At 70.7% G+C, this 25,585-nt stretch carries 20 protein-coding genes; 12 read left to right on the top strand and 8 right to left on the bottom strand.

Going from position 1 to position 25,585, the window contains the following annotated elements:
• The first annotated feature begins 1,178 nt into the window (after positions 1-1,178).
• The 5 genes from ABZ444_RS32710 to ABZ444_RS32690 all read left to right on the top strand — a co-directional run bounded on the left by ABZ444_RS32710 (position 1,179) and on the right by ABZ444_RS32690 (position 9,821).
• On the top strand, positions 1,179-1,499 hold the full coding sequence (locus ABZ444_RS32710; RefSeq protein WP_358005286.1) for an STAS domain-containing protein: 321 nt from the start codon (positions 1,179-1,181) through the stop codon (positions 1,497-1,499).
• Between the two features lie 1,239 nt (positions 1,500-2,738).
• Positions 2,739-2,993 carry a MerR family transcriptional regulator gene (locus tag ABZ444_RS32705; RefSeq protein ID WP_358005295.1) on the top strand — a complete coding sequence of 85 codons (255 nt, stop codon included), beginning with the start codon at positions 2,739-2,741 and terminating at the stop codon, positions 2,991-2,993.
• 412 nt (positions 2,994-3,405) lie between these two features.
• The gene (locus ABZ444_RS32700; protein WP_358005283.1) at positions 3,406-3,789 is read left to right on the top strand and encodes a YbaB/EbfC family nucleoid-associated protein; all 384 of its coding nucleotides are present in this window, start codon (positions 3,406-3,408) and stop codon (positions 3,787-3,789) included.
• On the top strand, positions 3,786-4,088 hold the full coding sequence (locus tag ABZ444_RS32695) for a hypothetical protein (RefSeq protein ID WP_358005280.1): 303 nt from the start codon (positions 3,786-3,788) through the stop codon (positions 4,086-4,088). Before ABZ444_RS32700 ends, ABZ444_RS32695 begins: the two co-directional genes overlap by 4 nt.
• Before the next feature lie 6 nt (positions 4,089-4,094).
• Positions 4,095-9,821, top strand: a complete 5,727-nt coding sequence (locus ABZ444_RS32690; RefSeq protein WP_358005277.1) for a hypothetical protein — start codon at positions 4,095-4,097, stop codon at positions 9,819-9,821.
• Positions 9,822-9,863: 42 nt separating this feature from the next.
• Here ABZ444_RS32690 and ABZ444_RS32685 read toward each other — a convergent pair whose 3' ends face one another.
• Positions 9,864-10,775 (bottom strand): LysR substrate-binding domain-containing protein, encoded by a 912-nt coding sequence (locus tag ABZ444_RS32685; RefSeq protein ID WP_358005274.1) that lies wholly within the window; start codon positions 10,773-10,775, stop codon positions 9,864-9,866.
• Positions 10,776-11,003: 228 nt separating this feature from the next.
• On the opposite strand from ABZ444_RS32685, the gene ABZ444_RS32680 reads away from it, so the two are divergent.
• Together ABZ444_RS32680 and ABZ444_RS32675 are read left to right on the top strand one after the other, a co-directional pair.
• Entirely contained in the window at positions 11,004-12,764 is a 1,761-nt protein-coding gene (locus tag ABZ444_RS32680; protein ID WP_358005271.1) for an adenine deaminase C-terminal domain-containing protein, read from the top strand.
• 75 nt (positions 12,765-12,839) lie between these two features.
• A complete protein-coding gene (locus ABZ444_RS32675) occupies positions 12,840-13,508 on the top strand; it encodes a DUF6198 family protein (RefSeq protein ID WP_358005268.1) in 669 nt (222 codons plus the stop codon).
• A 12-nt stretch (positions 13,509-13,520) separates the two neighbouring features.
• Here the strand turns inward: ABZ444_RS32675 and ABZ444_RS32670 are convergent, their stop codons facing one another.
• Positions 13,521-14,096 (bottom strand): hypothetical protein, encoded by a 576-nt coding sequence (locus ABZ444_RS32670; RefSeq protein ID WP_358005265.1) that lies wholly within the window; start codon positions 14,094-14,096, stop codon positions 13,521-13,523.
• 130 nt (positions 14,097-14,226) lie between these two features.
• On the opposite strand from ABZ444_RS32670, the gene ABZ444_RS32665 reads away from it, so the two are divergent.
• Positions 14,227-14,787 (top strand): RNA polymerase sigma factor, encoded by a 561-nt coding sequence (locus ABZ444_RS32665; RefSeq protein WP_358005262.1) that lies wholly within the window; start codon positions 14,227-14,229, stop codon positions 14,785-14,787.
• 20 nt (positions 14,788-14,807) lie between these two features.
• Complete coding sequence (locus ABZ444_RS32660) at positions 14,808-15,464, top strand: hypothetical protein (protein ID WP_358005259.1); 657 nt, start codon at positions 14,808-14,810, stop codon at positions 15,462-15,464.
• A gap of 101 nt (positions 15,465-15,565) precedes the next feature.
• Here ABZ444_RS32660 and glpK read toward each other — a convergent pair whose 3' ends face one another.
• Positions 15,566-17,077 (bottom strand): glycerol kinase GlpK, encoded by a 1,512-nt coding sequence (gene glpK, locus ABZ444_RS32655; RefSeq protein ID WP_358005256.1) that lies wholly within the window; start codon positions 17,075-17,077, stop codon positions 15,566-15,568.
• 21 nt (positions 17,078-17,098) lie between these two features.
• Positions 17,099-17,905 carry an MIP/aquaporin family protein gene (locus ABZ444_RS32650; protein ID WP_358005253.1) on the bottom strand — a complete coding sequence of 269 codons (807 nt, stop codon included), beginning with the start codon at positions 17,903-17,905 and terminating at the stop codon, positions 17,099-17,101.
• A 110-nt stretch (positions 17,906-18,015) separates the two neighbouring features.
• Between ABZ444_RS32650 and glpD the strand changes: the two genes are divergently transcribed.
• The gene (glpD, locus tag ABZ444_RS32645) at positions 18,016-19,698 is read left to right on the top strand and encodes a glycerol-3-phosphate dehydrogenase (protein WP_358005250.1); all 1,683 of its coding nucleotides are present in this window, start codon (positions 18,016-18,018) and stop codon (positions 19,696-19,698) included.
• A gap of 27 nt (positions 19,699-19,725) precedes the next feature.
• Here the strand turns inward: glpD and ABZ444_RS32640 are convergent, their stop codons facing one another.
• The 3 genes from ABZ444_RS32640 to ABZ444_RS32630 form a co-directional block, all read right to left on the bottom strand.
• The gene (locus tag ABZ444_RS32640; RefSeq protein ID WP_358005247.1) at positions 19,726-20,712 is read right to left on the bottom strand and encodes a S66 peptidase family protein; all 987 of its coding nucleotides are present in this window, start codon (positions 20,710-20,712) and stop codon (positions 19,726-19,728) included.
• Positions 20,713-21,879 carry a ThiF family adenylyltransferase gene (locus ABZ444_RS32635; RefSeq protein WP_358005244.1) on the bottom strand — a complete coding sequence of 389 codons (1,167 nt, stop codon included), beginning with the start codon at positions 21,877-21,879 and terminating at the stop codon, positions 20,713-20,715.
• Positions 21,880-22,031: 152 nt separating this feature from the next.
• Complete coding sequence (locus ABZ444_RS32630; protein WP_358005241.1) at positions 22,032-23,321, bottom strand: MFS transporter; 1,290 nt, start codon at positions 23,319-23,321, stop codon at positions 22,032-22,034.
• 186 nt (positions 23,322-23,507) lie between these two features.
• Here ABZ444_RS32630 and ABZ444_RS32625 point away from each other — a divergent pair, with 186 nt between their 5' ends.
• The gene (locus tag ABZ444_RS32625; protein ID WP_358005238.1) at positions 23,508-24,005 is read left to right on the top strand and encodes a hypothetical protein; all 498 of its coding nucleotides are present in this window, start codon (positions 23,508-23,510) and stop codon (positions 24,003-24,005) included.
• A 25-nt stretch (positions 24,006-24,030) separates the two neighbouring features.
• Positions 24,031-24,939: a cation transporter gene (locus tag ABZ444_RS32620; protein ID WP_358005235.1), complete on the top strand. Its 909-nt coding sequence runs from the start codon at positions 24,031-24,033 to the stop codon at positions 24,937-24,939.
• Here ABZ444_RS32620 and ABZ444_RS32615 read toward each other — a convergent pair.
• A complete protein-coding gene (locus ABZ444_RS32615; RefSeq protein WP_358005232.1) occupies positions 24,912-25,583 on the bottom strand; it encodes a hypothetical protein in 672 nt (223 codons plus the stop codon). The two genes, ABZ444_RS32620 and ABZ444_RS32615, sit on opposite strands and share 28 nt — an antisense overlap.
• Positions 25,584-25,585: the final 2 nt, after the last annotated feature.

Genomic DNA, 25,585 nt, shown 5'->3' with positions numbered 1-25,585 from the left:
GCCACGGCTACCTCCCAGGTTCCAGAGGCAGCCAGCTTTCCGGGTTCACCAGCCGAGATCAATTACCGGGTCAACGTTCAGAGACGGGCCACTAGGAACGTCAAGGGATGCCCCCCGGACTGCTCGTCGACACTCATTCGGCACAGCACGGGTGGCATACCTGGACTTTTTTGCCAAGACGGCATTCCCGGACGGAATAATGCATTGCATTTCGCACGGTAGGGTCCGACATGAATTCCGCCGAATTCATGCTCGCCCCAACTCTTCGGAACGTGTCCGGCGCAGCGATGCTACGGCAGGTCGGACGGCCGAAAATCCGGACCAGGCCGATCTTGCGGCGGCCTCCGGTCTACGGAGCAGCGAATCAGATCCGAACCGTGGTGATCGCGGCATCACTTCCGGAGATCACGGCCGGTGGTCGAGTTTCCGGCGGCCACACGATTGCGGCATCCATGAGACGCGTCTCCGGAGATCACAGGCCCACCCTGTTTCCGGAACCACGCCATCCAGAATTCTTGAGGTAGAGTAAAGAGACCGAGGACTTTTCGAGCGTTGGCACTCAGGTCTGCGTCGCCCCCGGCGAACCACCACCGGCCCCTCGAAGGGGCCCGGACAGGCCCGGCGACCATGATGTCGACACTTTTTTCTCAACCCATATCGCTCAACTCCGCCTCGCCCGCGATCCCTCGGGGCGATTCCGCGCTACAGCCCAGTCTCCGCCCGGGGGCGAATCGGCGGCCATCGGATGGTTTCCGCCACGCCGACCCGCACGTGATCGCTGGCACCTTCGCCACCGGCGAACCGATCGTCCTGCCGGACAGCCTCGCCGCCGCCTCCGAGGCCACGCTCAAGCTCACCGCCCCGGACAACGCCCCCCCGGGCAACGCCCCGCACAGGGTTCAGAACAGCGCCCAGGACACGGTCCGGTTTCAGCATCGGCGCGATCCTCCCCTTCGTGCGCGAACAGGCCGATCCCGCTCCACGTGCGATGGCCGGCCGTTCCGGGCCGCCAGGTAACAGGCGTAGCCCTTCGCCGACGGCCCACGACTCCTGAGTTGCCCGCGTGCCGCCTGCCCGGCCAGATCGAACAGCGCATGTATCGCCCGTGCTGGCGGCAGATCGATCTTCGGTCGTCAGGCATCCCACGAAATTTCAACATCTCCCGTGAGGAGACTTCCATGAGCTTCATCGACACCGCCCCGCTCGCCGGGGCGAGCGCCTCGGCGCCGACCGTCGTGCACCTGTCGGGGGACATCGACATCTTCACCACAGCTCGGCTGCGCCGGCAATTGATCAGCACCCTCGACAACAGCGCCGACCTGCTCATCCTGGACCTGTCCCGGGTCACCTTCTGCGGTGCCGGCGGACTGGGCGTGATCATCGGTGTGCAGGGCCGCGCGAACGCGCGCGGCATCACGCTGGCCCTGACCGGCGTTCCACCGCGCCTGACCCGGCTGCTGCGCATCACCGGCCTGGAGCACCGCTTCCCGGTGCTGTGACCGGCGTGCCGGCCATCGTCCGCAACGATCCCTGGGCCGAATGACGTCAATACGCCGGCCCCGAGAACGAGGCGCGTACCGACACCGGCTTGGCGAGGAGGGGACAGCGCGTCTCCGGCGCCACTCGTGATCGTCACGCCCATCAGGACCACGGCGACGGACGAGGCTGACGCCGGCGCCTCCCAGCTTCCAGGAGGCGGCTCGCCGATCCTGACGCCATCGGCGTCCGGGCCCGCCGCAGGTGGGCATTGGCCCGTTCGAACGCCGACGATGACACCTTCCGGTCGATCCGCTCCTGCCGGTTTCCACGGCCCGGGCAGGGGGATCCGGCGTTCCTACCGCCTGTCTGCGCCGGCGGGGCAAGGCGGCTGATGTCACCCACGGCCCCGCCCACCTGCCCCGGGCGCCGACGCCGTAGAGGCGGCCCGGACCGGGCCGCCCCGGCCCCGGACACCTCCGGCATCCACCCGCAAGCACCGCCTTCCCGACCGGCGGGCAGCGAGATGGAGTGCCAGTCCAAAACCGGCGGCCGCCGCGTCGAAGTCGTCCACGGCAGTGGCACAGGAGAAAATCTGTAGTCATCACAGTAGACATTCCAGTCGAGAGCAGCTAGAGTTTCTGACATCGCAAGGACCGGATCCACGAGGGCGGCGCAGGACGAGCACCACGACGGGGCCGCCCGGACGACGTGGACAGCAGTACAGAACACAGCAGTACAGAACAAGGAAAGAAAGGACAGAAGGTCGGACTGCCGCGGCCAGAATGATCGAACACGGGGCCGTGGCGGTGGACGCGCTGTCATTGCATGAAGTCGGCACAGAGATCGAGGTGCCGGCGTACGGATAAACCGGAAAGGAGTGTTGAACGCCATCAGGATCGCCCGTCGCCGGCGTATCGCCGCACGGGTACCGCAGTTCCACGAACAGGACGGTGGTCTACGGTCACGCTTATGCGATCCCCGCATCTCGCCCCATTGGGCCAGCAAATGCGGAACATGTGAATCGGCCAGCAGGCCGATCGATGGTGTTAAACCTCATTCGGGCCCCGGCGCATCATGGCGCCGGGGCCCCTGTTCGCATTCAGGAAGGTTGCATGGATCAAACAGACCAGGCTCAGGCCGCCGGTACCGTCATCCGACACCAGCCGCATCACGTCTCACCACCCCCCACCGCCGCACCCGCCGCATCCGGCCAGAGCCCTGAGCAACGGCTCGACGACGACGACTACCCCGCCTACAGCATGGGGCGGGCCGCGGAGATCCTCGGCGTCACCCCGGCGTTCCTGCGCAGCCTCGGCACCGCGAAACTGATCGAGCCGCTGCGTTCCGAAGGCGGCCACCGCCGCTTCTCCCGCTACCAGCTACGCCTGGCCGCCCGCGCCCGCGAACTCGTCGACGCGGGCACCCAGCTGGAGGCGGCGTGTCGCATCATCATCCTGGAAGACCAGCTCGCCGAGGCCCTGCGGATCAACGAAGAACTGCGTCAGCGCGACTGACCGGCTCATTCCGGCCCCGGCCATGCCGGGGCCCAGCGGTGGGCCCCCGGGCCACCAAGTCACCACAACAGTGGTTCCCACGGGGACGGGATCGCGTCCGTCGGCTGGTCGGTCGCGGCGTACGCGCGGTGCGGGTCCTGCGTCTGTGGCGGCCGCCGGATGCCCCGATGATCTCCGGTGCCGTACTGCCGGCTGTGGGACGGCGCAAGCGATCCGCACTCCTCTGTCCGGGCGGCGCTAAAGCATCCGAGCTGCAGGCATGAATGGCCACCTTTGTTCGACGCGCCGGACGCTGGTCAGACAACTCGTGACACTCTTGTTAACAGAAGGTAAACGATACGGACACCCTGAATCCTGTAAAAAAGGGTGTCGTATGATGCCGGGTGGTAATAGGCGGGTGAAAGGTGCTTCTGTGACGGACGCGTTCGAGGCGGAGGTCAGCGCCCTCGCGGGCGAGATCAACCAGCAGGTGGCCCGCGTCCGCGAAGCATTCGGAGAGCTCTCCGCCCTGGAGCACACGGCACGGTCGGCGGACGGAATGGTGACCGTGACCGTCGGCCGCCACGGTCAGTTGCGCGGCGTCGAGCTGAACCCCCGGGCCTATCGCAACCTGTCCCCCACCCAACTGGCCGACGCCATCATGCGGCAGGCCAACGCGGCCACCGCCGCCGTCTCCGAGCAGAGCAGGCAGCTGCTGGACCCCCTCATGCCGGACGGCCTGCCGTACGAGGACGTCTTCGGGGAGCGGGTCACGCTCGACGCGTTCTTCCCCGGCCCCGTGGAGCCGGCTCAGTGAGCGGCTACTACGTGCAGCGGGAGGCGCTGTACCGGGAGGCCAGGGCGTACGAGCTGTTCGCGGGGAACGTGGAGCAGGTGCGCGACGACCTCCGCGCGGCCTTCAACCGGGACAGGAACACGCTCGGCGACGACGAGTACGGCGCGGAGCTGGCCAAGAAGCTGCCCGAGATGGAACGTGGCATCTTCGACGTCCTGACGAAGTTCATCGACGAGCTCGAGGACGTCGCCCTGGGGCTGAACACGAGCGCCCGTAACTACAAGGCGGCCGAGCCCCCTCCCCCCGTCACGCGGAACTGATCGTCCATGGGGTTCGACGGGTTCCTGGTGCCCGAGTTCGCCAAGCCGTACGTCGGCTGGGTGGTCGGCATGGACTGGCCGGAGGGGGACGAGACCGGCTGCTTCCGGCTGGCCGACGCCTGCGTGATCGCCGCGCACCGGCTCGTCGAGGGCACCGGCGCCGATCTGCCGGGCAGCGCGCGCAGGATCGGCAAGGACTGGGACGGGGAGGCCCATCTCGCCTTCGCCGCCCACGTCGGCAAGGTGGCGGGCGGTCAGGTCGCCCTCGCGGTCAAGCGGCTCGTGGACGCCGCGGTGGCGCTCAACGGCGTGGGCGTGCAGATCCAGTACGCCAAGTACATGATCGAGGTCACCGTCTGGCTGCTGATCGTGCAACTGGGATATCTGCTGGCCGCGGCCCTGGCCACCGGCGGGGCGAGTCTGGCGCTGGTGCCACCGCGGCTGCAGCTCGCCCGGCTGGCGGTCGATCAGATCGCCCGGCAGTGCCGGCGCAACATGCTGCTGTTCGCCGGGATCGTGGCCGGCATGGACCTGGGCATCCAGGGCACCCAGATGGTGCAGGGCCGCAGGGACGACGTCGATGCCTGGCAGCTCGCGATCTCGGCGGTGAGCGGCGGCGCCATGGGCGGGCTCATGGGGCTGGTCTCGGGCGGGCTGAGCCGCCTGGCGACGCCCACGCTGCGGGCCGGGCTGACCAGGGCCGAGATGTCCACGGCCGAGAAGCTGCTGGCCGCGGCCCACTCCTCGTTGTACGGCCAGGCCGGGCAGTTCGCCTTGACCGGCGGCATCACGACGGCCGGCAGCCTGCTGGCCCATGGCAACTTCAGCTGGGACCTGCTGGCCAAGGGCATCACCTCCAGCGCGCTCGGCGCGGACGGGCAACACCTGGCCTCGCCCCTGCCGCACGGCGCCGACGGCCCGTCCGCGCCTCACTCGTCCTCTTCGTCCGGACGTCCGCCGGCCGGTCCGGACGGCGGGCCGGGGCACGGGCCCAAGGACGGTGCCGACTCGGTCCTGGCGGCGGTGAACCACAACCAGCGGACCATCGAGTCGCCCGCCTGGCACAGCCCCGACCTGCCGTCCGACGTGCTCCAAGGTCTGACGTCCCAGCTGGCGTCGGCCGACCCGGGGCTGCCGAAGCCGGAGATCCATCCGCCTCGCGTCGTCGAGATGGGAGCCCTGGGCGAAACGGCCGTGCACGACGTCAGGGTGCCGGTGGACCCGAGGGCGACGGCGCACGCCATGACCGCCGGGATCACGGGGATCGTCCCGCGGGAACGAGCGGTGATCCGCCTCTGGCTGTCGGAGGCGCTGGCCAGCAGCGACCGCGATGTCTGGACCAACCACCTCCAAAGGGGCGTGGCGCTGGGCGTCGGGGACAAGGTGATCTACCTCAAGCTACGGCCGAGCGAGTTCACGCACGTGGAGCAGCCGAGCCTGGCCCCGGAGAAGCCGGTCGCCTTCGGCGGGGACGGCGTGGAGGGCAAGTCCTCGCGGGGCTCCTCGCTGGACCGGACCGCGGGGCTGATGAAGGGCCTCTACCACTCGCCGGACGAGGCCGAGGCGAACGCCCTGCCCCGTTCGGGCGTCAGCAGCACGGCACGGACGACCCACACGAACGGCGTCGAGGTCATCAGCGGGCACAAGGCCATCTCCCCCGCCCATGACTACTTCGCCACGGACATCGCCCTCGACATCTACCGCGACGGCGAGAAGGTCACCGAAACGGCGGCGGTGCCCGATCTCTCGCTGACCATCCCCTTCCCCAAGCAGTTCACCCGGGAAGGGCCGCTGCTGAGCACCGACCATCCGTCGCCGCTGCCCCGCCACGAGGTGCCGGAGGGAGCGGGGCACAAGTTCCGTGACCACGGGATCGCCATCACCGGACTGGACGTCACGCCTCTCGTGCTGGAGATGCAGCGCAGGGGGCTAGCGGCGGGGCTGCCGGCGGGCGAGGTGGTCAGGATCACCGACCATCTCACCTCCAGCCTGCTCAGCGAGCAGGGGATGAAGAACCGCAGCCAGTCGATGTCGTCGAGCGGGGTCTCGTCGGAGGCGATCCGGTACAAGACCTCCCTGCTGCGGTCGGAGGAGGACTCCGTCCGGATCACCAGCGAGGTCACGCGGGTCGAGCCGATCGACGGAAGCGGGCGATCGCCGGTCGAGACGATGTTCCGGGACGACCTGGGGCGGCGCGAGAGCGAGGGCACGTCGCACCGGCAGGGCGCGAGCGTCGGCGTGCACGCGGGCGGCAAGATCGGGTTGCCGCTGGGTGACCGCGCCGAGGTCGTCGCGCGGGCCGTCGGCGGGGTCGGTTACGGCACGGACCACGTGACCTCCACCAATCGGGCGCACGGCAACCACACCGTCCTGACCAGGCTCGGCGACGTCACCATGTACGACGCCCGGATGCGGCTGCAGGTCGAGACCGAGAGGCTCGGCGCCTTCGAGGTGGAGGTGAACGCCGAGCTGATCGTCCCGACCCGCGACGCGTCCCGGATGGAGCAGGACGTCTTCGGGCACGATCTGCGCCCGCTGGGCGAGTTCAACGACATCCAGCGCAAGCTCGCCGATCTCCACCGGGAGATGGACGAGGTGCGGGCGGAGTTCGCACGGAGCGAACCGGTCGGCGAGTACCCGGCCAGGGGCGAGCACCCGAACCGCGGCTACGACCCGCACGTCCTGGAGCCGGAGACGCTCGCGGCCGGCCGGGGCACGGGGCTCGGCAGCGGCGTCCGGGTCCATGGGGAGACGCTGCTCAGCACGGAGATCCACCAGGCCGTCGACCGGGCGCTGCCCGACCTCCCGCCGGAGATCGGACGGCAGATCATGCGGGACGTCGACAGCCGCTTCGGCGTCGTGGCGCTGGAAGCCGACCTGACGCACGCCCTCCACGGCATCAGGTACGACAGGACGATCGGCGGCTACACCGTCGAGATCCTGGCCGAGGGCACGCTGGGCCGGCGGCACGAGGTCGGCGCGTCCGACCTGACGGTCAACGAACGCCGGATCACCTCGCGCACCGACACCAGCCAGCGGGAGAGCTCCCGCACGGGCCGTGCGGAGGTGCGCGGGGTCGCGCGCGTCGACGTGCACGAACGGCTCAAGATCGACCCGCTGAACCTGTCACTCACCGGGAGCGGCACGAAGTCGGAGAGCACCGGCTTCTCCTCGGGTCACACGAGGTACGACCGCACGGAGACCAGCGGCGGCTTCACCATCACGCGGGACCTGTCCTTCGACGTCAGGATGAGGATCTCGCGGGACGGCACGGAGAGGCTGAACACCTCGTGGGAGGTGCGCGGCAGCCGGGCGGAGATCCTGGTGCCGGACGTCCACCTGCCGCAGCGGCCGGTGCTCGCGCAGGACGTCGCGCAGCTGGGGCGGGTCGAGTCGTCGGCCGAGCGGCCCGCCGACCTGTGGCGGCCCGGCGCCGACGAGTTGTCGGCCATCGTCCGGATGGGGGCCATGCCCGACCTTCCCGCGACGCTGGCGGGGGCCTACCACCGATGGGCGGGGCTGCCGGCGCCCGCGGAGCGGCTGGACGTGCCGCCGGTGTTCGAGACCGCCACCGACGTGATCAACCTGGAGACCATGATCACGTCGCATCCGGACGGCCTGCACTACACCGTGTCGGACCGTGCGGGATCGCGGCACGACGTGCACGTGAAGGCCCACGTGGCCGGGGTGCGGCACGCCAAGTCGGAGACCGGGGTGGAGCACGAGAGCTACTCCAGCAGCAACTCCAGGGCGCTGGACGGCGAACGCGGCAGGCGTACGGTCGGCGGGCACGCCAGGACCGGACTGCGCGTCACCCTCAGCGACGGCGAGGCCTCGGGGGCCGCGCACGGAGCCGGGGAAGCCGGCGGGACCGAGCGCAAGGTCGTGGCGCGAGCGGGGGTGCACGGCGCCGCCAAGCGTAGTGCCGTGGAGAGCTCCTACCTGGGCAGCAGCGACGTCTCCCGGGTCACCTACTCCGACGGCAGCACCTCCCACTGGTACCGCGCGGACCTGGTCCTGGAGGTCACCCCCAGCAGGACCAGCGAAGGCACGGTCGAGCAGGGCCCGACCACGTACGTCCGGGTTGAGGACATCATGGACCTCGTGCTTCCCGACGAGGTGGCCCGCCGGCACGGGCTCGACGGCCCGGAGGCCGTGGAGCCGGCGAAGCCGGCCGGGGACACGACGCGGGCCTATGCGGCGCCCGAGGCGGCGTTGAACACCGCCCACGTCCAGCACCTCGACGCGGAGGCCGTGCTACCGGCGCTCCTGGAGCTGCTGCGCCGCGACGGCCTCCTCCTCCCCGGCCAGGAGCTCACGAACCACCCGGTGGCCGAACACCTGCGTGGCAACTACGGCCAGAGCGCGCTCGGCACCAAACTGGGCGAGCTTCGCGGGAACGGCGTGTCCTCCTGGTTGTTCATCACGGACGAGCACGACCGGGTCACCGAACGCGTGGGCATCCGGGTCACGGCCGCGGTCGGCGAAGGCGTACACGTCGGCGAGCGTCCTGACACCAGCCTCATGCTGCGCAACGAGCGCCTGAGCGGCGACCTGAGCGTGCGCGAGGCGGGGACGGACCGCGGCGCGGAGGCGCTCGCGCGTTACATGGAGTCCTCGGACGGCGAGCTCAGGGGCGGCGAGGCGGGGTTCGCGAACTACCGCGACTCCCACACCGTGGACGGGCAGGGGACGATCGCGAAGGAGATCAACCGCTACCAGACGCGCGAGGCCCCGCAGGAGTTCAGGCATCCGGTCAGGTACGAGATCACGCTCGAACACGTCCCGGTCCGCCCGCTCCTGGAGCCCGTGCGGAACGTGGCCCGCAACGTGCTGCTCAAGGTGGGCGAGGTGACCGGGCACGACGGCGCGGGAAGGCTGTTCGACCGGCACGCCGGGGTCACCTCGACGTCCAGGGCGGTCGCGGACGGCGGGGTCGACCTCCTGGTACCGGGACACCTCACCACGGAGGTGCCGCAGGGCACGCCGGTCGCGGGGCGTACGCCGGTCGTCGCCGCGGATCCGCGCTGGGCGGACGCGGCGGGGCCCAACCCCATGTCCGCCACCCTGGGCGACGGCGTGCCCAAGGGGGACGTCAGCCAGGTCGCGTTCCCGGCCGCCACGCTGTTCGAGCAGTGGGCGCCGATGAGCACGGTGCCGCCGAAACTCCGAGGCGAGGTCCCGTCCCTAGCCGACCGGCCCGACGGGTTCGAGCTCTCCCGTCCGGCCGGCATGTCACTCGCCGAGGCCACCAAGGAACGGACCATGCGCGCCCACCTGGAGCAGTTGCTCGCGCACGACTACGAGATCCCAGGGATCGGCAGGGTGGGCATCGACGTCACCGGAGCCCGCGAGATCACCACCGCGCTGGTCAAGCAGCGTGTCTACGCCCAGACCATGAGCACGGCCGGGCACGGCCAGGAGCAGGGCCGGGGCGTGGCGGCCCGAGCGGGCGGGTCCGCCGGGTCGCAGGACGGGAGCCTCGGCTTCGGCGGCGTCGGCGGCAACGTGAAGACGGCGGACGAGGCCGCGTCGCGGAACGCCAACATCGTCGAACGCAACTTCCTGGAGGAGCAGCACGACAACACCTACCTTGAGCTGGACGTCTCCCTGGTGGTCTACGGCGCGGACAAGCCCCTGACGGTGGACGTCGCCGGCGGCCTTCATCTCCGGCTCACCGCCGACGGACTCGCCGCCTTCGAGGCCGCGCACCCCGGCGTGATCACACGCTGACGCCGTCCTTCCGCGCAGCGGTGAATGTCCCTGACGCGTTCGTCAGAGGGGTGGGTGGGCCACGGATTCCAGGGTTTGGATGATTTCTTCGGCGAACAGCAGGGCGGCGGGGCCGGGGCCGTGTTTCTCGCGGCGGACGAGCGAGAGGATGTTGTTGCTGAAGGCGCGGTCGCGCACCGGCCGGAAGGCGAGAGTTCCGTTGTGCTGGTCCTCGGCCATGTCGAATTTGCTGAGAAAGGCGATGGCCTCGCCCGCGGCGGCCAGGCGTTTCATCGTCTCGATCGAATTGGTGTGGAAGGCGGGCTCGACCTTCAGGCCGGCCTCGGCGAAGGTGTCGGCGATGATGCCGTGGATCACCATCGAGCGGTCGGCGAAGATGAGGGGGTAGGCCGCGCACTGGGCCAGGGGGATGGATTCCAGGCGGGCCAGCGGGTGGGCGGGGGCGATGACCGCGCCGAGCCGGGTGTCCATCTGCCAGCACAGTTCGAGCTGCGCCGAAGAGGGGACGTTGAATCCGAGGCCCAGGTCGGCCTCGCTGTCGGCCACCGCGCGGAGGATCTCGTGGGTGGACAGGGCGCGGATGGAGATGCGCACCTCGGGGTGGCGGGCGTGGAAGTTCACGGTGGCGGTGGAGACGATGCTGCTGGCCAGGCCGGTCATCGTGGCGATCACCACCTCGCCGCTCGGCAGTGACTGCAGGTCGCGTATCTCGGTGACGGCCTCGCGGTATTCCAGCAGGGTCCTGCGTACGTGGGCGAGGAGGACCTCGCCCGCCGGTGTGGGCCGCATGCCGCGCGGCAGGCGTTCGAACAGGGGCTCGCCGAGCTCTTCCTCTAGGAGCAGGATCTGCCGGTTGATGGCCGACGGGGCGACGTGCAGCCGCGCGCCGGCGGCCCGGATGGAGCCGTACCGCGCCACCTCGTCGATGTAGTGCAGCATGCGTGAGTGGAGCATGGGGCCTCCCTGGGCTGGACCGTGCGCAAAAAGAGTACAGTCCGTGCGAAAACGGCTGCTTGTCAGCAACGGTGCCGTGCCATTTCATAGCCACAGCGCGTACGAGCGACACGGCCCCGGCGGCCCTCTGATGAAACTCCGCGACCGGCCGCCGGCATCCCGGAGCCGCGTCCGCGGGTCTCGTTCCGCGAGCGGAATCCAACAGCCGAGCAACGAAGCGAGGAAATCATGCTCCAACAGGAGAAGACGGGCCAGGCCGGTGGGACGGACCGGGTCTCGGTCCACTACGACCACGTGCGGGCGGTCTTCGACATCCTGAGCGGGGAGAGGGAGGCAGACCTGCTGCTGCGGAACCTCAGCGTGCTGGATGTGCACAGCGAGAGCGTCTTCCAGGGTTCGATCCTCGTCTACAACGAGCGGATCATCGCGTTGAACCCCGACGAGTCGATCGTGCGGGTCCGCGAGGTGTTCGACGGCCAGGGCCTTTACGCGATCCCGGGGCTGATCGACGCGCACCTGCATTTCGACGCCCAGCTTGCCCATCCGGCGGCGTTCGGGGAGGCGATCGTGCCGAGCGGCACGACCACCATCTTCGCCGAGACCCTGGACTTCGCCAGCGCGGCCGGTGAGGAGGCCGTCGAGGCCGCCGCGGCGTTGTTCAAGGACTACCAGAAGCTGCCCTACCGGATCTACGCCTTCGCGCCGGGCAAGAAGACGTCGGTCGAGGTCACCGACGCCATGCTGAAGATGGACCCGGTGATCGGGCTGGGCGAGCTGGCCCACCTCTCCTACATGACGGGCAACGAGGACGACTTCCGCAAGTCCGCCCTGGGCCGCGCCAACGGCGGCTTCGTGAACAGCCACTGGGGCGTGACGGCGCTGCCCGACATGTTGCTGAACTACATGCCCGCGATCGGCGCGCACAACAACCACGATGTCTGGAACGAGGACGACATCGAGAAGAGCATCCGGTACGGCTTCCAGACCCAGATCAAGTTCGGCGTCGGCAGCCCCGAGGTGATCAGGACCATGCTGCGTGCCATCGTCAAGCGCCGCTGGCCGGCCGAGAACTTCCAGATGTGCGCCGACAACATCTCGGTCGACCGCGTGCTGACCAAGGGGCACATCGACTGGGTGATCTCCCTGGCCGTCGAGATGGGCCTCAACCCGATCCAGGCGATCAAGATGGGCACGCTGTACGCCGCGCGCTCCTTCGGCATGGACCACGACTTCGGCTCCCTCGCCCCGGGCCGCTTCGCCGACATCGTGCTGACCGACAGCCTGTCGAAGATCAACCCGCTGTACGTGTTCAAGGGCGGCGAGCTGGTCGCCAGGGACCGCAAGCTTCTCAAGCCAGTCGATCTTGACTATTCGGTCATGGTGCAGGAGCCCCGGCCCGGCCTCGCCGACCTGGCTACCGAACAGCTCGACCTCACGCCGATCGAGCTCTCCGACGACGGGAGCCGGGCGAAGGTCCTGCTCTTCGACGTCTACGGACGCGGCCACCTCAAGTTCGCCCAGGAGGTCTGGGTGCCGTTCGCGGACGGCGCCGTCGTGCCCGAGGTGGACGGTGTCAGGCTGAACCGCATCTCCGTCGTCCAGCGTTACACGGACGGCGCCCGGCACGTCGTCAACGGGCTGTTCAAGGGGGTCTCGATCGACCGGGGCGCCGTGTCGACGTTCTGGCCCGCGCCCTTCGCCTACTTCGTGGTGGTCGGCAGCGACAGCGCCGAGATGTGCGACAACCTCCGGCAGCTCGACGCCTTCGTCGGCGGCTGCCTCGTGACCGAGGACGGGCAGGCGAAGGCCGTGCTGCCCCTCGACATCTACGGCGTGATGGCGGACATGAGCCTGGCCGAGCTGGTGGACGCGACCCGGTCGATCGACGCCGCCCTGGAGAAGCTGGGCAACCACAACGAGGGCGAGCCGGTCGTCAACAAGCTCCTGACCCTCTTCATCTCACTCGACCGCTTCGGGTTCATGGTCTGAGTCGTGCTCTGAGGAACGGACACCACGTCGTCCGGCAGGCTCCGGCCGGAACAGCCAACAGCCAAGGAGGCAACTGTGCTACAGCATGAAAAAGAGGCCGGAGTCGTCGACACCGGAAGTCTGGTGCGGCGTTGGATCACCTACGGCGCCGGCATCTACCTGCTGACCCTGGGGGTCAGCCTGGCCATCAGGGCGGGGATCGGCATCTCGCCGCAGAGCAGCCTCACCCGGACGATGACCCTGGTCTTTCCCTCGATCAGCCAGGGGACCTTCAACTTCGCCCTTGAGCTGCTGATGTTGCTGCTGACCTATCTCGTCCTGCCGAAGGACTTCAAGCTCAGGAACTTCCTGGCGTTGATCCCGGCCCTCGTCCTGGCCACGTTCCTCGATCTGAACCTGATGCTGACGAACTGGATCGCGCTGGACGCCTACGCCGCCAAGTTCGTCCTCCTGGTGGTCGCGGACGCGACGTTGGCGTTCGGCCTGTTCCTGATGATCCGGGCCAACCTGGTGCTCATGCCGGTCGACATGTTCGTCAACACGGTCTTCCGGCGGACCGGCTTCAAATGGGGCAACCTCAAGACCGGCTTCGACTGCACGTTGCTGGTGGTCTCCGCGGCGATCGGGCTGATCTTCCTGGGCGGCCCGCAGTTCATCCGCGAGGGGACCATCATCAACGGCATCCTCGTCGGGCAGTACATCAAGCTCTACTTCTTCCTGTTCAAGAAGTTCTCGCGGTCCTGAGCCCGGCGTTCGTCACCGGAGATCCTCCAGGATCGGGCGCCGGCGGGCGGCCGGGACGCCGGCGGCGTCCATCGCGCGCCGCAGCAGGCCGGGGTCGAAGCCGTGGGTGCGCAGGTGGGCGACGAGCGGCCCGTACCGGTCGGCGCGGTCGCGCAGGAGCTCGGTGGCCAGCCGGATCTCCAGCCGGATCGCCGGCACCTGGTGCGGGCCGCACGTGACCAGGACGTGATGCCGCCACGGCCCTTCGCCGACGCACTCCAGGGCGTCCGACTCGGCCTTCCGCTCGACTGTGCTGAGCTCGACCTCCACCCCGTTCACCGCGAATCTGGCGAAGTACTGGTCGCTCTCGGGGATCCAGGCGGGGGCGTGGAGGCAGCGGAACGGCGACAGGGCCGCGGCGAACGCGTGCAGCTCCGCCCGGCCGGGCATCAGGAGGTCGATGTCCCCGGCCGGCAGGGGGACGCCTTGCAGCAGCGCCGCGCCCGTGCCGCACAGCCGGTAGGGGACGGCGGCGCCCGCGGCGTCGAGGGTCATGACCAGCGCCGTGGTGACGTCGGTCCGGCTCAGTGATCTCGCTCCGTGGCCCATGCCGGGCAACGTAGCAAGGCCGCGCCCGGCATTGTCAGAGCCGGCGCGAGACGTCTGTTCTGTTGGCTCTCATAACGTTTTCTCGGCTACTGACCAAGAAGGGGTGTAATCGACGAAGGGAGCACGGCCGGTGCGTCGCAAACAGCCGGATATCGCTACAGATCCGGACGCTTTCGAAGCCTTCTACCGGCGCCACGTCGATGCGGTCACCTCGTTCCTCGCGCGCCGGGTCGATGATCCCCACACGGCCGCCGACCTGGTGGCGGAGGTGTTCATGGCGGTGCTCGACTCCGCCCACACCTACCGGCCCGGCCGTGGCAGTGAGATCGCCTGGCTGTACGGCGTCGCGCGCAACACGCTCTCGGCCGAGCGGCGGCGGGCGTACAAGGAGACGAAGCTGGCCGGTCGCGTCGGCGGGCGAAGGCACCTCGACACCGACGACGTGGCCGAGCTCGTGGCGCGGATAGACGCCGAGAACCTGGCCAGGCGGGCCTTCCAGGCCATGGCCGGACTGCCCGACGGTGACCGCGCGATGCTCGAACTGGTCGTCATCGACCAGCTCACGATCGGCGAGGCGGCCACCGCACTGGGCATCCGGCAGGGAGCCGCCCGGGCCAGGTTGCATCGCGCCCGCCACGCGCTCATGGACGTGCCGGAGATGGCTCCCTTCGTCATGGAAGGAATCCGATGAACTTCAAGGAGCACGTACTGATGGAACTGAAAGCCGAGATCGAGGCCCGCAACGGGGTCCGGCGCCGGCGCACCAGGCGGCGCCTGCTCACCGGCGCTGCGGTGGCCGCCGTCGCGGCCGCCGCAGCGGTCGTGACGCCGTTCCTCAACGGTTCGGACGCCCCCGCCTACGCGGTCACCAAGAACACCGACGGCACGATCACGCTGCGGATCAACGAGTTCCGCGACCCCGCCCAGGTGGAGAAGGACCTGGCGGCGCTCGGCGTGCCCTCCGACGTCTCCTACCTCAAGCCCGGCACCCGCTGCGCCCCCGACCGCGCCCCCGCCGACGCCGGCCCCTCCTTCACCAAGGAAGAGCTTCAGAGCAAGGACCCCGCGGTCCACAAGAGGATCAGGGAGGCGATCGAGAACAGCCCCAACGCGAAGACGTTCCGGATGGGCGGCGGCCAGGTACGGATCGACCCCAAGCGCATCAAGGCTGGGCAGACCGCCGTTCTGGAGTTCACCGAGAACGGCGACCAGACCTCCGGCCCCGAGAAGCCCAGGGCGCTGTGGCAGTTCAGCGGCTTCCTGATCGACGGGCCGGCCAAGCCGTGCAAGGTGATCGACGACCCGTCCTGGGACCAGATGCCCGACCCGAAGAAGAACCCGGAGGCGTACCCGCCGCCCGGCATGTGAGCGACCCGCCCGAAAGGCGGCCCGCGCCCGGATCGGGGGCCGGGCCGGGCCGCCCGGTCGCGGCCTTGCCGGGGCGCGGCCGTCCGGGGTCCGGCCGGCGGTCAGGACTCCCAGTCGAGGGTGCGGCTCACCGCTCGTTTCCAGCCCTCGTAGCCCTTCTCGCGCTGCTCGTCGCTCCACTCCGGGTTCCAGCGCCGGTCCTCGGCCCAGTTGGCGCGCAGTTCGTCGGTGTCCTTCCAGTAGCCGACGGCCAGCCCGGCGGCGTACGCGGCGCCCAGCGCCGTCGTCTCGGCCACCACCGGGCGGCTGACCGGCACGCCCAGGATGTCGGACTGGAGCTGCATGCACAGGTTGTTCGCGGTGACGCCGCCGTCGACCTTCAGCACGTCCAGCACCACGCCGGAGTCCTGCTGCATGGCCTCCACGACGTCCCTGCTCTGGTAGCAGATGGCCTCCAGCGTGGCGCGCGCCAGGTGGGCGTCCCTGTTGTACCGGGACAGGCCGACGATCGCGCCGCGCGCGTCGGGCCGCCAGTACGGCGCGAACAACCCCGAGAACGCCGGGACGAAGTAGATCCCGCCGTTGTCGGTCACCTGCCGGGCCAGGTCCTCGCTCTGCGCGGAGGAACGGATGATGTGCAACTGGTCGCGCAGCCACTGCACGGCCGACCCGGTCACCGCGATCGAGCCCTCCAGCGCGAACACGGCCGGCTGGCCGGCGAACTTGTAGGCGACGGTGGTGAGCAGGCCGCGCTCGGAGCGTACGAGGTCGGTGCCGGTGTTGAGGAGCATGAAGTTGCCGGTGCCGTAGGTGTTCTTGGCCTCGCCCGGCGAGAAGCACACCTGGCCGACGGTGGCCGCCTGCTGGTCGCCCAGGATGCCGGTGATCGGCACCTCGCCGCCGAACGGGCCGTACCTGCTGGTGGTGCCGTAGGAGGCGGGCTCCGAGGACGGGCGGATCTCCGGCAGCATCTCGCGCGGGATGCCGAAGAAGGACAGCAGCTCGTCGTCCCACTCCAGCGTCTCCAGGTCCATCAGCATGGTGCGGCTGGCGTTGGTCACGTCGGTGACGTGCACGCCGCCGCGGGCGCCGCCGGTGAGGTTCCACAGGGTCCAGGTGTCGGTGTTGCCGAAGACCGCCTCGCCCCGCTCGGCCGCCTGGCGTACGCCCTCGACGTTCTCCAGGATCCACTGGATCTTGCCGCCGGAGAAGTAGGCGTCCGGCCGCAGGCCCGTCTTCCTGCGGATGACCTCGCCGCGGCCGTCCCGTTCGAGCTGCGCGGCGATCCTGGCGCTCCTGGTGTCCTGCCACACGATGGCGTTGCAGTACGGGCGGCCGGTGCGCGGGTTCCACACGACCGTGGTCTCGCGCTGGTTGGTGATGCCCACGGCGGCCAGGTCGGTGTCGTGCAGCCCGGTGCGCTGGAGCGCGGTCTCGATCACCGCGGACGTCCTGGTCGAGATCTCGATCGGGTTGTGCTCCACCCAGCCCGCCCTGGGGAGGATCTGGTCGTGTTCGAGCTGGAACTTGCACACCTCCAGGCCGCCGTGATTGAAGATCATGAACCTGGTGCTGGTGGTGCCCTGGTCGACGGCCCCCACGAAATCGGGCATGGTCGTTCTCCTCCGTTCGGGTCAGACGCGGCCCGCGTCCTCGATGTCGGGCTCGGGCTCTGGGAGGAACCGGGCGATCATGAGCTGGTAGAGCCCGGCGCCGGCCAGGCCGCCGAGCAGGGGGCCGACGATGGGCACCCAGAAGTACAGGTCGCCGTACTGGTCGCGCCAGGCGCCGTCGTAGCCGGTGAGGAAGCTGGCCAGGCGCGGCCCGAAGTCGCGCGCCGGGTTGATCGCGTAGCCGGCGTCGGCGCCCCACGCCATGCCGATGCCGACGATGAGCAGGCCGATGACCACCGGGCTGAGGTTGGCGCTGGGCGCGAGGTTGTGCGAGTCGGACAGGGCGTACAGGACGAACATCAGGATGGCGGTGCCGATGATCTGGTCGCGGAACCCGCCCCAGGCGCCGACCGGGAGCGAGCCGTTGCCGGGCAGGGTGGAGAAGACGGTCTGGGTCTTCAGCGTGTGCCCGGGGTCCACCTTGTTCAGCACCTCGGTGTAGTTCCAGCGCACCAGCAGCGCCCCGACGAACGCCCCCGCGGTCTGCGCCAGCGAGTACGGCACCACCTTGGCCCACGGGAACCCGCGGAAGGTCGCGAACGCCAGCGTGACGGCGGGGTTGAGATGGGCGCCGGTGATGCGGCCCGCGACGTAGACGCCGAGCGCGACGCCGATCCCCCACGCCCAGGCGATGCTGTCGTGATCGCCGATGCCGGCCGCGACCACCTGGGCGACGACGCCCACCCCGAACAGGATGAGCACCATCGTGCCGGCGAACTCGGCGATGAGCTCACCGGCCAGTTCCAGGCGTTTTACACGTTCGACCACCGCTGTCCCCGCTTTCGTGGTGTCGGCGTTGTGTGCCATTCCCCGATCGGGGAAACGTATACGGATCGTGAGCGTTTGAGCACAAAGTGTTGTTCGGGGGATCAATGAACATGACCGGGGCGATGGACGCCAGGAACCGTCAGGCAGCCATCGACCGGCTGGCGGAGCAGTCCTTCGACGTGCTGGTGGTCGGCGGCGGCGTGACCGGCGCGGGCGCCGCGCTGGACGCCGCCTCCCGCGGGCTGCGGGTCGCGCTGGTGGAGAGCCGCGACCTGGCCGCCGGCACGTCCAGCAGGTCGAGCAAGCTCATCCACGGCGGGCTGCGCTACCTGGAGCAGTTCGACTTCAAGCTGGTCCGCGAGGCGCTGAAGGAGCGCGACCTGCTGGTCTCGCGGCTGGCCCCGCACCTGGTCAAGCCGGTCACGTTCCTGTATCCGCTGCAGCACGGGCTCATCGAGCGGCCGTACGTCGGGGCCGGGCTCACCCTGTACGACACGCTGGAGGGCATGCGCCGGCCGATGCCCCGGCACCGGTACCTGTCGGTCAAGGAGTCGCGCCGGATGGCGCCCGGCCTCCGCGCGGACGCGGTGTCGGGCAGCATGATCTACTTCGACGCCCAGGTGGACGACGCGCGTTTCACCCTCACCCTGGCCAGGACGGCCGCCGCGCACGGCGCCGTGATCGCCACCCGGACGCGGGTCGTCGAGATGCTCCGCGACCAGGGCAGCGAGCGCATCGTCGGCGCCCGCGTGCATGACGAGGAGACCGGCCGCGACCTCGACGTCAGGGCCGACGCCGTGGTGGTGTGCGCGGGCGTGTGGACCGACCCGATCAACGGGCTGCCCGGCTCGGCGCCGGCCGGTTTCAAGGTCAGGATGTCGAAGGGCGTGCACGTGATGGTGCCGGGCGAGGCCATCGCCTCGTCCACCGGCATGATCATCCCGACCGAGAAGAGCGTGCTGTTCATCATCCCCTGGACGCGACGGCGGTGGATCGTCGGCACCACCGACACCGAGTACGACGGCGACCGCGAGGAGCCGGCCGCCACCGGCGAGGACATCGACTACATCCTCGACCACGCCAACGCCGTGCTGGCCCGGCCACTGACCCGCGACGACGTGGTGGGCGTCTACGTGGGCCTGCGCCCGCTGGTGGCGGCCGACGAGAACTCGGCGACCACGAAGCTGTCCCGCGAGCACGTCGTGGACGTGCCGGCGCCGGGCCTGGCCACGATCGCCGGGGGCAAGTTCACCACGTACCGGGTCATGGCCAAGGACGTGGTCGACGCGGCGCTGGAGGGCTTCGACGTGCCGGAGTCGGTGACCGACCGGCTGCCGCTGATCGGCGCGGACGGGCTGCCGGCGGTGCGCGCGTCCGTACGGCGGCTGGCCGAGGACCACGACGTGGACGCCGACGTCGTGGAGCACCTCGTCCAGCGTTACGGCACGCTCGCGACCGAGGTGCTCGCCCTGGTCGACGACGACCGCTCGCTCGGCGAGCCGCTGGTGGCGGGGTGCCCGTGGATCAGGGCCGAGGCCGTGTACGCCGTCACGCACGAGGGCGCGCTGCACGCCGAGGACGTCCTGTCGCGCCGGACCCGGATGCTCATCGAGGCGATCCCCGCCGCGCTCGACGCGGCCCCCGTGGTGGCGCGGCTGATGGCGGGGCTGCTCGGCTGGGACGAGGCCCGGGTGGAGGCCGAGGCGGCGCGCTGCCGCACCCTGGTCGAGGCCGAGCGCGAGGCCCTGGCCGAGGCCACGGCCCCGCGCCGCGAGCCCGCCGCCGCGTCCTAGCGGCGGCGGGTCACCGGTCGGCGAGGGTCAGTGGCTGATGAGGGTCAGCGACGGTTCGGGGGTGACCGCCAGGCGGGCCCGGCCGCCGACCGGGAAGGTGGCCAGCGGGTTGGTGTGGCCGACGTCGACGTTGGCCAGGACGGGAACGTCCCGCAAACCCGGCTGCGTCTCGACGATCTGCTCGAGAAGGGCCCGGGTCATCCGGCTGGCCTGCTGGAACCGCCCGATCACCAGGCCGCGGACGGTCTCGGCGCCCGGGAGCTGGAGCAGCGAGGTGAGGTTGCGGGCGAAGGTCGCCGGGTGGGACTCCAGGTCGTCCTCCACGATCAGCAGCGCGCCGTCGAGTGACGGCATGTACGGCGTGCCCTGCAGCAGGTTCAGGGTGCAGAGGTTGCCGCCGACGACGCGCCCCTCGGCGACGCCGGGCCGCAGCGGCCACCAGCCCTCGTTGGGCATCGGCTCGCGCCCGTCCTGGTCGAGGAACCACAGGTCGTCGGTCCAGTACTTCGACGCCCCCAGCTCGACCGGCGCGTCGCCGAACAGGACGGAGGCGAACCACTCCAGGGTCTGCTCGAAGTGGTCGCGCATCCCGAACGTCGACCAGTGGGGGCCCGAGTACGTGACCAGCCCGGCGCGGGCGAGGACGGCGTTCTGCAGGGCGGTGATGTCGGAGTAGCCGCACAGGATCTTGGGGTTGGCCCGGATCAGCTCCCAGTCGAGGTGCGGCAGGAGCTCGTTGCAGTTGTAGCCGCCGATGACGGTCAGGATCGCCGCCACCGACGGGTCGGCGAAGGCGTCGTGCAGGTCGGCGACGCGGGAGGCGACGCTGCTGGAGTTGAAGGCGTCCCGCTCGTCGACGTGGCGGCCGTAGGTGAGCGTCAGGCCGAGCTCGGCGAAGCGGGCGTCGATGATCGCGCTGTGGTCGTGCTCCATGACCATCGCGCGCGAGCAGGCCGGCGCGACCACGCGGACGACGTCGCCCGCTTTGAGTTTGGGGGGATGGATGACGTCCATCTAGCGAAGCATAGGCGAGCCGCTCTCCGCCTCCGCCCACACCGCGAACGAGGCCGCGTCGGCGCCGTCGCCGCAGACCGGGCAGCCGGCCGGGTCGCGCGGCCACTGGGACATGACCTCCAGCTCGCCGGTCTCGAAGTGCACGTCGAGCTGGCGGCCCAGGGCGATCGGCTCGGCGTGGCCGGTGACCAGCCGGATCGCCTCTCCGGTGATCAGCGACGCGACCAGCGCGATGTGCGGGGCGAAGGCGAGGGTCACCCGGCCGTGCTCGGCCCGCAGCGCCCCGGCGAGCTGGGCGAGGTAGCTGGGGTCGGCGCGCGAGTAGTACAGGTGCAGGCAGTCCATGCAGCCCGTCTCGTGCGGACGCACCGAGAACAGCCGGCCCCGGGTGACGAACGAGCCGCCGCACACGTACGGCACCCCCTCCTGCACGCAGCCCGCGTTCACCCGCCGCTGCGCGACGAACGGCGGCTCGTCGATCGCGCAGATCGCGACGTCGGCGCCCCGGACGAGCCGGGCGACGTCCGCGGCCGACTCGATCCTGCGCTGGACGGCGGCGAACTCGACGTCCGGGTTCACCTCCTTGGCCATCCGCGCGGCCACCGCGGTCTTGTACGCGCCGAGGTCGCTCTCCCGGTAGAGGAACTGCCGGTTCAGGTTGCTCAGCTCGACCCGGTCGTAGTCGACGGCCGTGATCCGGCCGAACCCGGCCGCCAGCAGCATGGGCAGGATGTACGAGCCGCCGCCGCCCAGGCCGAGCAGCACGCAGTGGGCGCCGCGCAGCCGGTCCTGCGGCTGCTCGCGGGCGGCGGACAGGCCGGCGTAGTGGCTGAAGTAGTTGACGTTGCCCTGGTAGCGGCGCGCGTCGCCGCCGTCGTACGGGCTGGGGCGGGCGTCCTCCAGGAAGCCGCGGCCGTCCAGGTCGCGTACCGCATCGAGCACGTCCTCGACGCCGATGCCCGGGTGCGCCCGGCCCACCGCAGCGGCGACCTCGCCGAGCGTCCGGGTGCCGTCGAGCGCTTCGACGAGGGTCCACAGTTGTCCGTACGGGTCGGTGAAGTCGACGGTGACGCCTGCCTGGGCGCCGATCCGGAACCGGGTGCCGTCCAGCCGGTACACCGGGTAGATGGGTTTGACACGGATGAGTCTGTCGAGCGAAACGGGCATCTTCCTTCGTCCTTCTGCGCCGTCGGGTCGGAAATGGCCGAACGGGCATCCGGGGGGCGGCCGTTCCCCCCGGATGCCCACTTGCTGACTGCCGCTTTCTGCGGGTCTATCGCCGGGATCAGAAAATGATCCAGCTCACCTCGACCGGCGCCTCAGTGCCCAGGTCGTTCATCTCGTACGTCATGCGATTCACCCCCTCTCGCGAATGCCCGGACCGGCCCGGAGACGAGACCGGCCACACCTGCCGCGGCCACGAGGGCGGCCCCGAGAAGGAACACCGCCCTCGGACCGGCCGCGGAAGCCAGGAGTCCCGCGAGCAGCGCGCCCACGGGGAAGAGCCCGAACGAGGCCACCAGCAGCGCCCCGGACACGCGCCCGCGGACCGCCGCGGGCAGCGCGGTGTGCACGACGGTGATCAGCAGCACGTTGCCCGCCGCGTTCGCCGCGCCCGCGCCGAGGAAGAGCGCCGCGGGCCAGAACTGGCCCTCGATCAGGCCGACCGCGCCGAGCAGCGCGGCCTGCGGGAGCATCAGCAGGACCGCCACCCGTACCGGGTTGCGCGGGGCGCGCAGCAGGCCCGCCGCGACGCTGCCCGCGAGCGCGCCGAGCCCGAAGGCCCCCAGCACGACCCCGTACGCGGTGGAGAACGTGGCCGGCGCGCTCTCGTGCAGCAGTGCGGGCAGCCCGACCTCCAGGATCCCGGCGAACCCAAGATTGCCGACGGCGGCCAGCGTCAGGATGATCCTGAACAGCGGGAACCCGCGCACGACGGCCCACATGCCGGGCCCGCCGCTGCCCCGCTCCGGACGCACCCGGCCGGGGTGCGGCCGGACGAACCACAGGGTCGCCACCGACACCGCGAACGAGGCCGCGTCCACGGCGAGCGCCGGCCCCGGGCCCAGACGGGCGACGAACAGGCCCGCGACCACCGGCCCGGTCAGCGCGACGGCCTGCGCGGTCGCGTAGTTGCGGCTGTTGGCGCTCTGGACCCGCGACTCCTCGACGATGTCGGGGATGACGGCGAAGTTGGCCGGCAGGAAGGCGCCCCCGGCCAGGCCGAGCACCGCCGTGCCGGCCGCCAGTGCCCAGAGCCGGTCGGCGCCGTCCCAGGCCAGGGCGCACAGCAGCCCGGCGGCCGGGGCCCGGACGACGTCGGCCGCCAGCATGACCGGCCTGGGCGTCCAGCGGTCCGCGAGCGGGCCGCCGAGCACGAGCCCGACCAGCCGGAAGACCCCGTAGACGGTCAGCACCGTGCCGAGGGTCGCGGTGCCGTGCCGCAGCAGCACGATCCCCGGAAGGGCGACGACGAAGAACTGGTCGCCGAAACCGGAGAACCCCTGACCGGCGATGAGCAACGCCAACGACGACGCCGGAGAACGGCGCCGCCCGGTGACGTGGCCGGTGTGGCCGGCGGGTATCGAGGACTTCGACGAATGACTCACGTAATGCAGGGCGTTCCATCCCGTTCCGGACCCGTTCCATTCGCGACCGCCCTGCACGGCTGCGCCTCCGGCCGGCCCGGCGGCTGTGCGTCGAGTGGGCCTTGCGCGTCACTCGTTGAGCACGTGCGGCGGCGCGCCGGGCGAGGCTCCGGGGCCGGGTCGGTCCCGGAGCCTAGGGTGTTTGCCATGGTCAAGTGGCTTGTACTTCTGCTGGCTTGCTCGCTGACCGGATGCGCCGGTCCCGTCGGGACGGCCGGGGGCACGTCGCCGTCCGCGCCCGCGCCGTCCGGATCCGCCGCGTCGGGGTCCGCGCCGGGCGGGTCGTCTCCCGATGCCGCCGAGGGCGAGGGCGGGCGGGAGGTCGGCGGGTGCGCGGACGCCCGGTGCGAGGTCACCCTCAGGGCGGGCGACGTCCTGCGGTTCGGGCAGCGTCACGGGGTCTCCCGGTTCGCCGTCGCGAGCGTCCAGGGCGACAAGGTCACGTGGGAGGCGGACTTCACCGGGGGCGGGGACATGAGCTCCCAGGGCGAGCAGGGCGGCGCGTCCACCTGCAAGTTCGACGAGGGCGGGGGCTGCTCGGGCTACATTCGGGGCGTCACCACGCTCACCCTGAACGACGTCGTCCTGCGCTTCCTCTCCTTCGACCGCGGCCGCGCCGTCGTACGGGTGACACCCAAGCGATGACCGCCGGCCGGGAGGTCGTGCGGGCATGAGCGCGCGGCCCAGCAGCCGGACCAGCGTGATCGTCACGATGGTGGTCGTGGGGGCGCAGGCCGTCGTCCTCGGGGTCCTGACGGCGGTCACCGGCTCGGCCATCCTGTACGCCGAGGCCATGTTCAGCGTGGCCGACTTCGGGGTGGAGGTGTTCCTGCTGATCGGGCTGGCGCGGGTGGCGCGCCCGGCCGACGAGCGGCACCCGCTCGGCTACGGGCAGGAGATCTTCTTCTGGTCGCTGTTCGCCGCCGTGGGGCTGTTCGTGGGCGGGGGCGTCGCCTCGATCGTGGAGGGTCTGGGCGAGCCGTCGGCCTCGGGCGGTTCGTACGCGCTGGGCTACCTGGTGATCGTGCTGATCACGGTCAGCGACGGGTGGGCCCTGGCCGTCTCGGTACGGGCGCTCGGCGCGCGGGCCACGGTGACCGGCCGGTCATTGTGGGCGGAGCTGCTGGCCGGCAGCGACCCGGCGGCCAAGACCGTGACCCTGGCCAACGCGGCGGCCGTGGTCAGCGGCCCGATCGCGGTGGCCGGCCTCGCGCTGCACCAGGCGACCGGGAACGAGGTCTTCGACTCGCTGGGCAGCGTGCTGATCGGGATCCTGCTGGTCGCGGTCTCGGGCCTGCTGCTGCGGCTCAACCAGAACCTCATCGCCGCGCCCAGCGTGGACGCCGCCGACCTGGCCCGCATCCGCCGCGCGATCGTCGAGGTGCCGGGTGTCACGGGGGTGCGCGGGGTGATCGCGGTGATCGTCGGGCCCCACCAGGTCATGGTGGCCGCCCGGGTGACCCTCGCCTCGGCCACCGACCTGCCCCGGGCCGAGCGGGCCATGGCCGCGGTCGAGGAACGCCTGCGGCGGCGTCCGGAGATCCGGGAGGTCTACGTCACGCCTGTCGCCCCCGAATGAGCCCGCGCCCGGTCGAGCCGCGGCGACGGCACGCGAGGACGCGGGCGCGGGTCCTGGAGCAGGGCTCTGATCTCCTGGCTGATCGTGTTCATGGCGGCGCTCAGGTCGTGCAGGAGCAGGTCGGCAGCGGCCGGGTCGGTGCGGTGGCCGGTGGCGGCGGCGTCGACCGTCCCGGCCAGGTCGCGCAGTGCCCGGCCGAGCCCTTCTCGCAGGTCGTGGTGGAGGCGGCGACGTTCCTCCTCGCGGATGGCGAGCACGCGTTCCCTGGCCCGGCGCAGGTCCGCGGTGACGGCCATGGTGTGGGCGGCGCCGGCGACGTACGGGGTGATCGCGGCGACCGCCCGCGGGTCGGCGGACGGGGTGATCAGCAGGCGGCCCACCGCCCGTCCGTGCCACACGAGCGGCACGTCGTGGGCCACCGGCCAGGGCTCGCCCGACACGATCCGGACGCCGGCCAGCTCCACGGCGACCCCGGCGGCCGGCAGCCCGTCCCGTACCAGCTCGACCACGGCGGCCAGCGCGGCCTGCGGCCCGGTGGCGGCGACGGCCCGCCGCAGCCGCCGGACGAGCGACGCCCTCGCCCAGCCACGCACACCGGGCACCCGGACCAGCAGCGCACGCGCCCGGCCACGCACACCCGGCACCC

This window comes from Nonomuraea sp. NPDC005730, assembly GCF_040630865.1.
Classification (GTDB): Bacteria; Actinomycetota; Actinomycetes; order Streptosporangiales; family Streptosporangiaceae; genus Nonomuraea.
The sequence above is the reverse complement of the archived record's forward strand: the minus strand, read 5'-3'. Positions and strand labels throughout refer to the sequence as shown.

Bases quoted from the DNA above. Each gene is read 5' to 3' on its own strand.
- ABZ444_RS32635 (WP_358005244.1), bottom strand. From the start codon at position 21,879: ATGCCCGTTTCGCTCGACAGACTCATCCGTGTCAAACCCATCTACCCG.
- glpD (WP_358005250.1), top strand. From the start codon at position 18,016: ATGACCGGGGCGATGGACGCCAGGAACCGTCAGGCAGCCATCGACCGG.
- ABZ444_RS32690 (WP_358005277.1), top strand. From the start codon at position 4,095: ATGGGGTTCGACGGGTTCCTGGTGCCCGAGTTCGCCAAGCCGTACGTC.
- ABZ444_RS32620 (WP_358005235.1), top strand. From the start codon at position 24,031: ATGAGCGCGCGGCCCAGCAGCCGGACCAGCGTGATCGTCACGATGGTG.
- ABZ444_RS32710 (WP_358005286.1), top strand. From the start codon at position 1,179: ATGAGCTTCATCGACACCGCCCCGCTCGCCGGGGCGAGCGCCTCGGCG.
- ABZ444_RS32680 (WP_358005271.1), top strand. From the start codon at position 11,004: ATGCTCCAACAGGAGAAGACGGGCCAGGCCGGTGGGACGGACCGGGTC.
- ABZ444_RS32705 (WP_358005295.1), top strand. From the start codon at position 2,739: ATGGGGCGGGCCGCGGAGATCCTCGGCGTCACCCCGGCGTTCCTGCGC.
- ABZ444_RS32625 (WP_358005238.1), top strand. From the start codon at position 23,508: ATGGTCAAGTGGCTTGTACTTCTGCTGGCTTGCTCGCTGACCGGATGC.
- ABZ444_RS32670 (WP_358005265.1), bottom strand. From the start codon at position 14,096: ATGGGCCACGGAGCGAGATCACTGAGCCGGACCGACGTCACCACGGCG.
- ABZ444_RS32685 (WP_358005274.1), bottom strand. From the start codon at position 10,775: ATGCTCCACTCACGCATGCTGCACTACATCGACGAGGTGGCGCGGTAC.
- ABZ444_RS32640 (WP_358005247.1), bottom strand. From the start codon at position 20,712: ATGGACGTCATCCATCCCCCCAAACTCAAAGCGGGCGACGTCGTCCGC.
- glpK (WP_358005256.1), bottom strand. From the start codon at position 17,077: ATGCCCGATTTCGTGGGGGCCGTCGACCAGGGCACCACCAGCACCAGG.
- ABZ444_RS32660 (WP_358005259.1), top strand. From the start codon at position 14,808: ATGGAACTGAAAGCCGAGATCGAGGCCCGCAACGGGGTCCGGCGCCGG.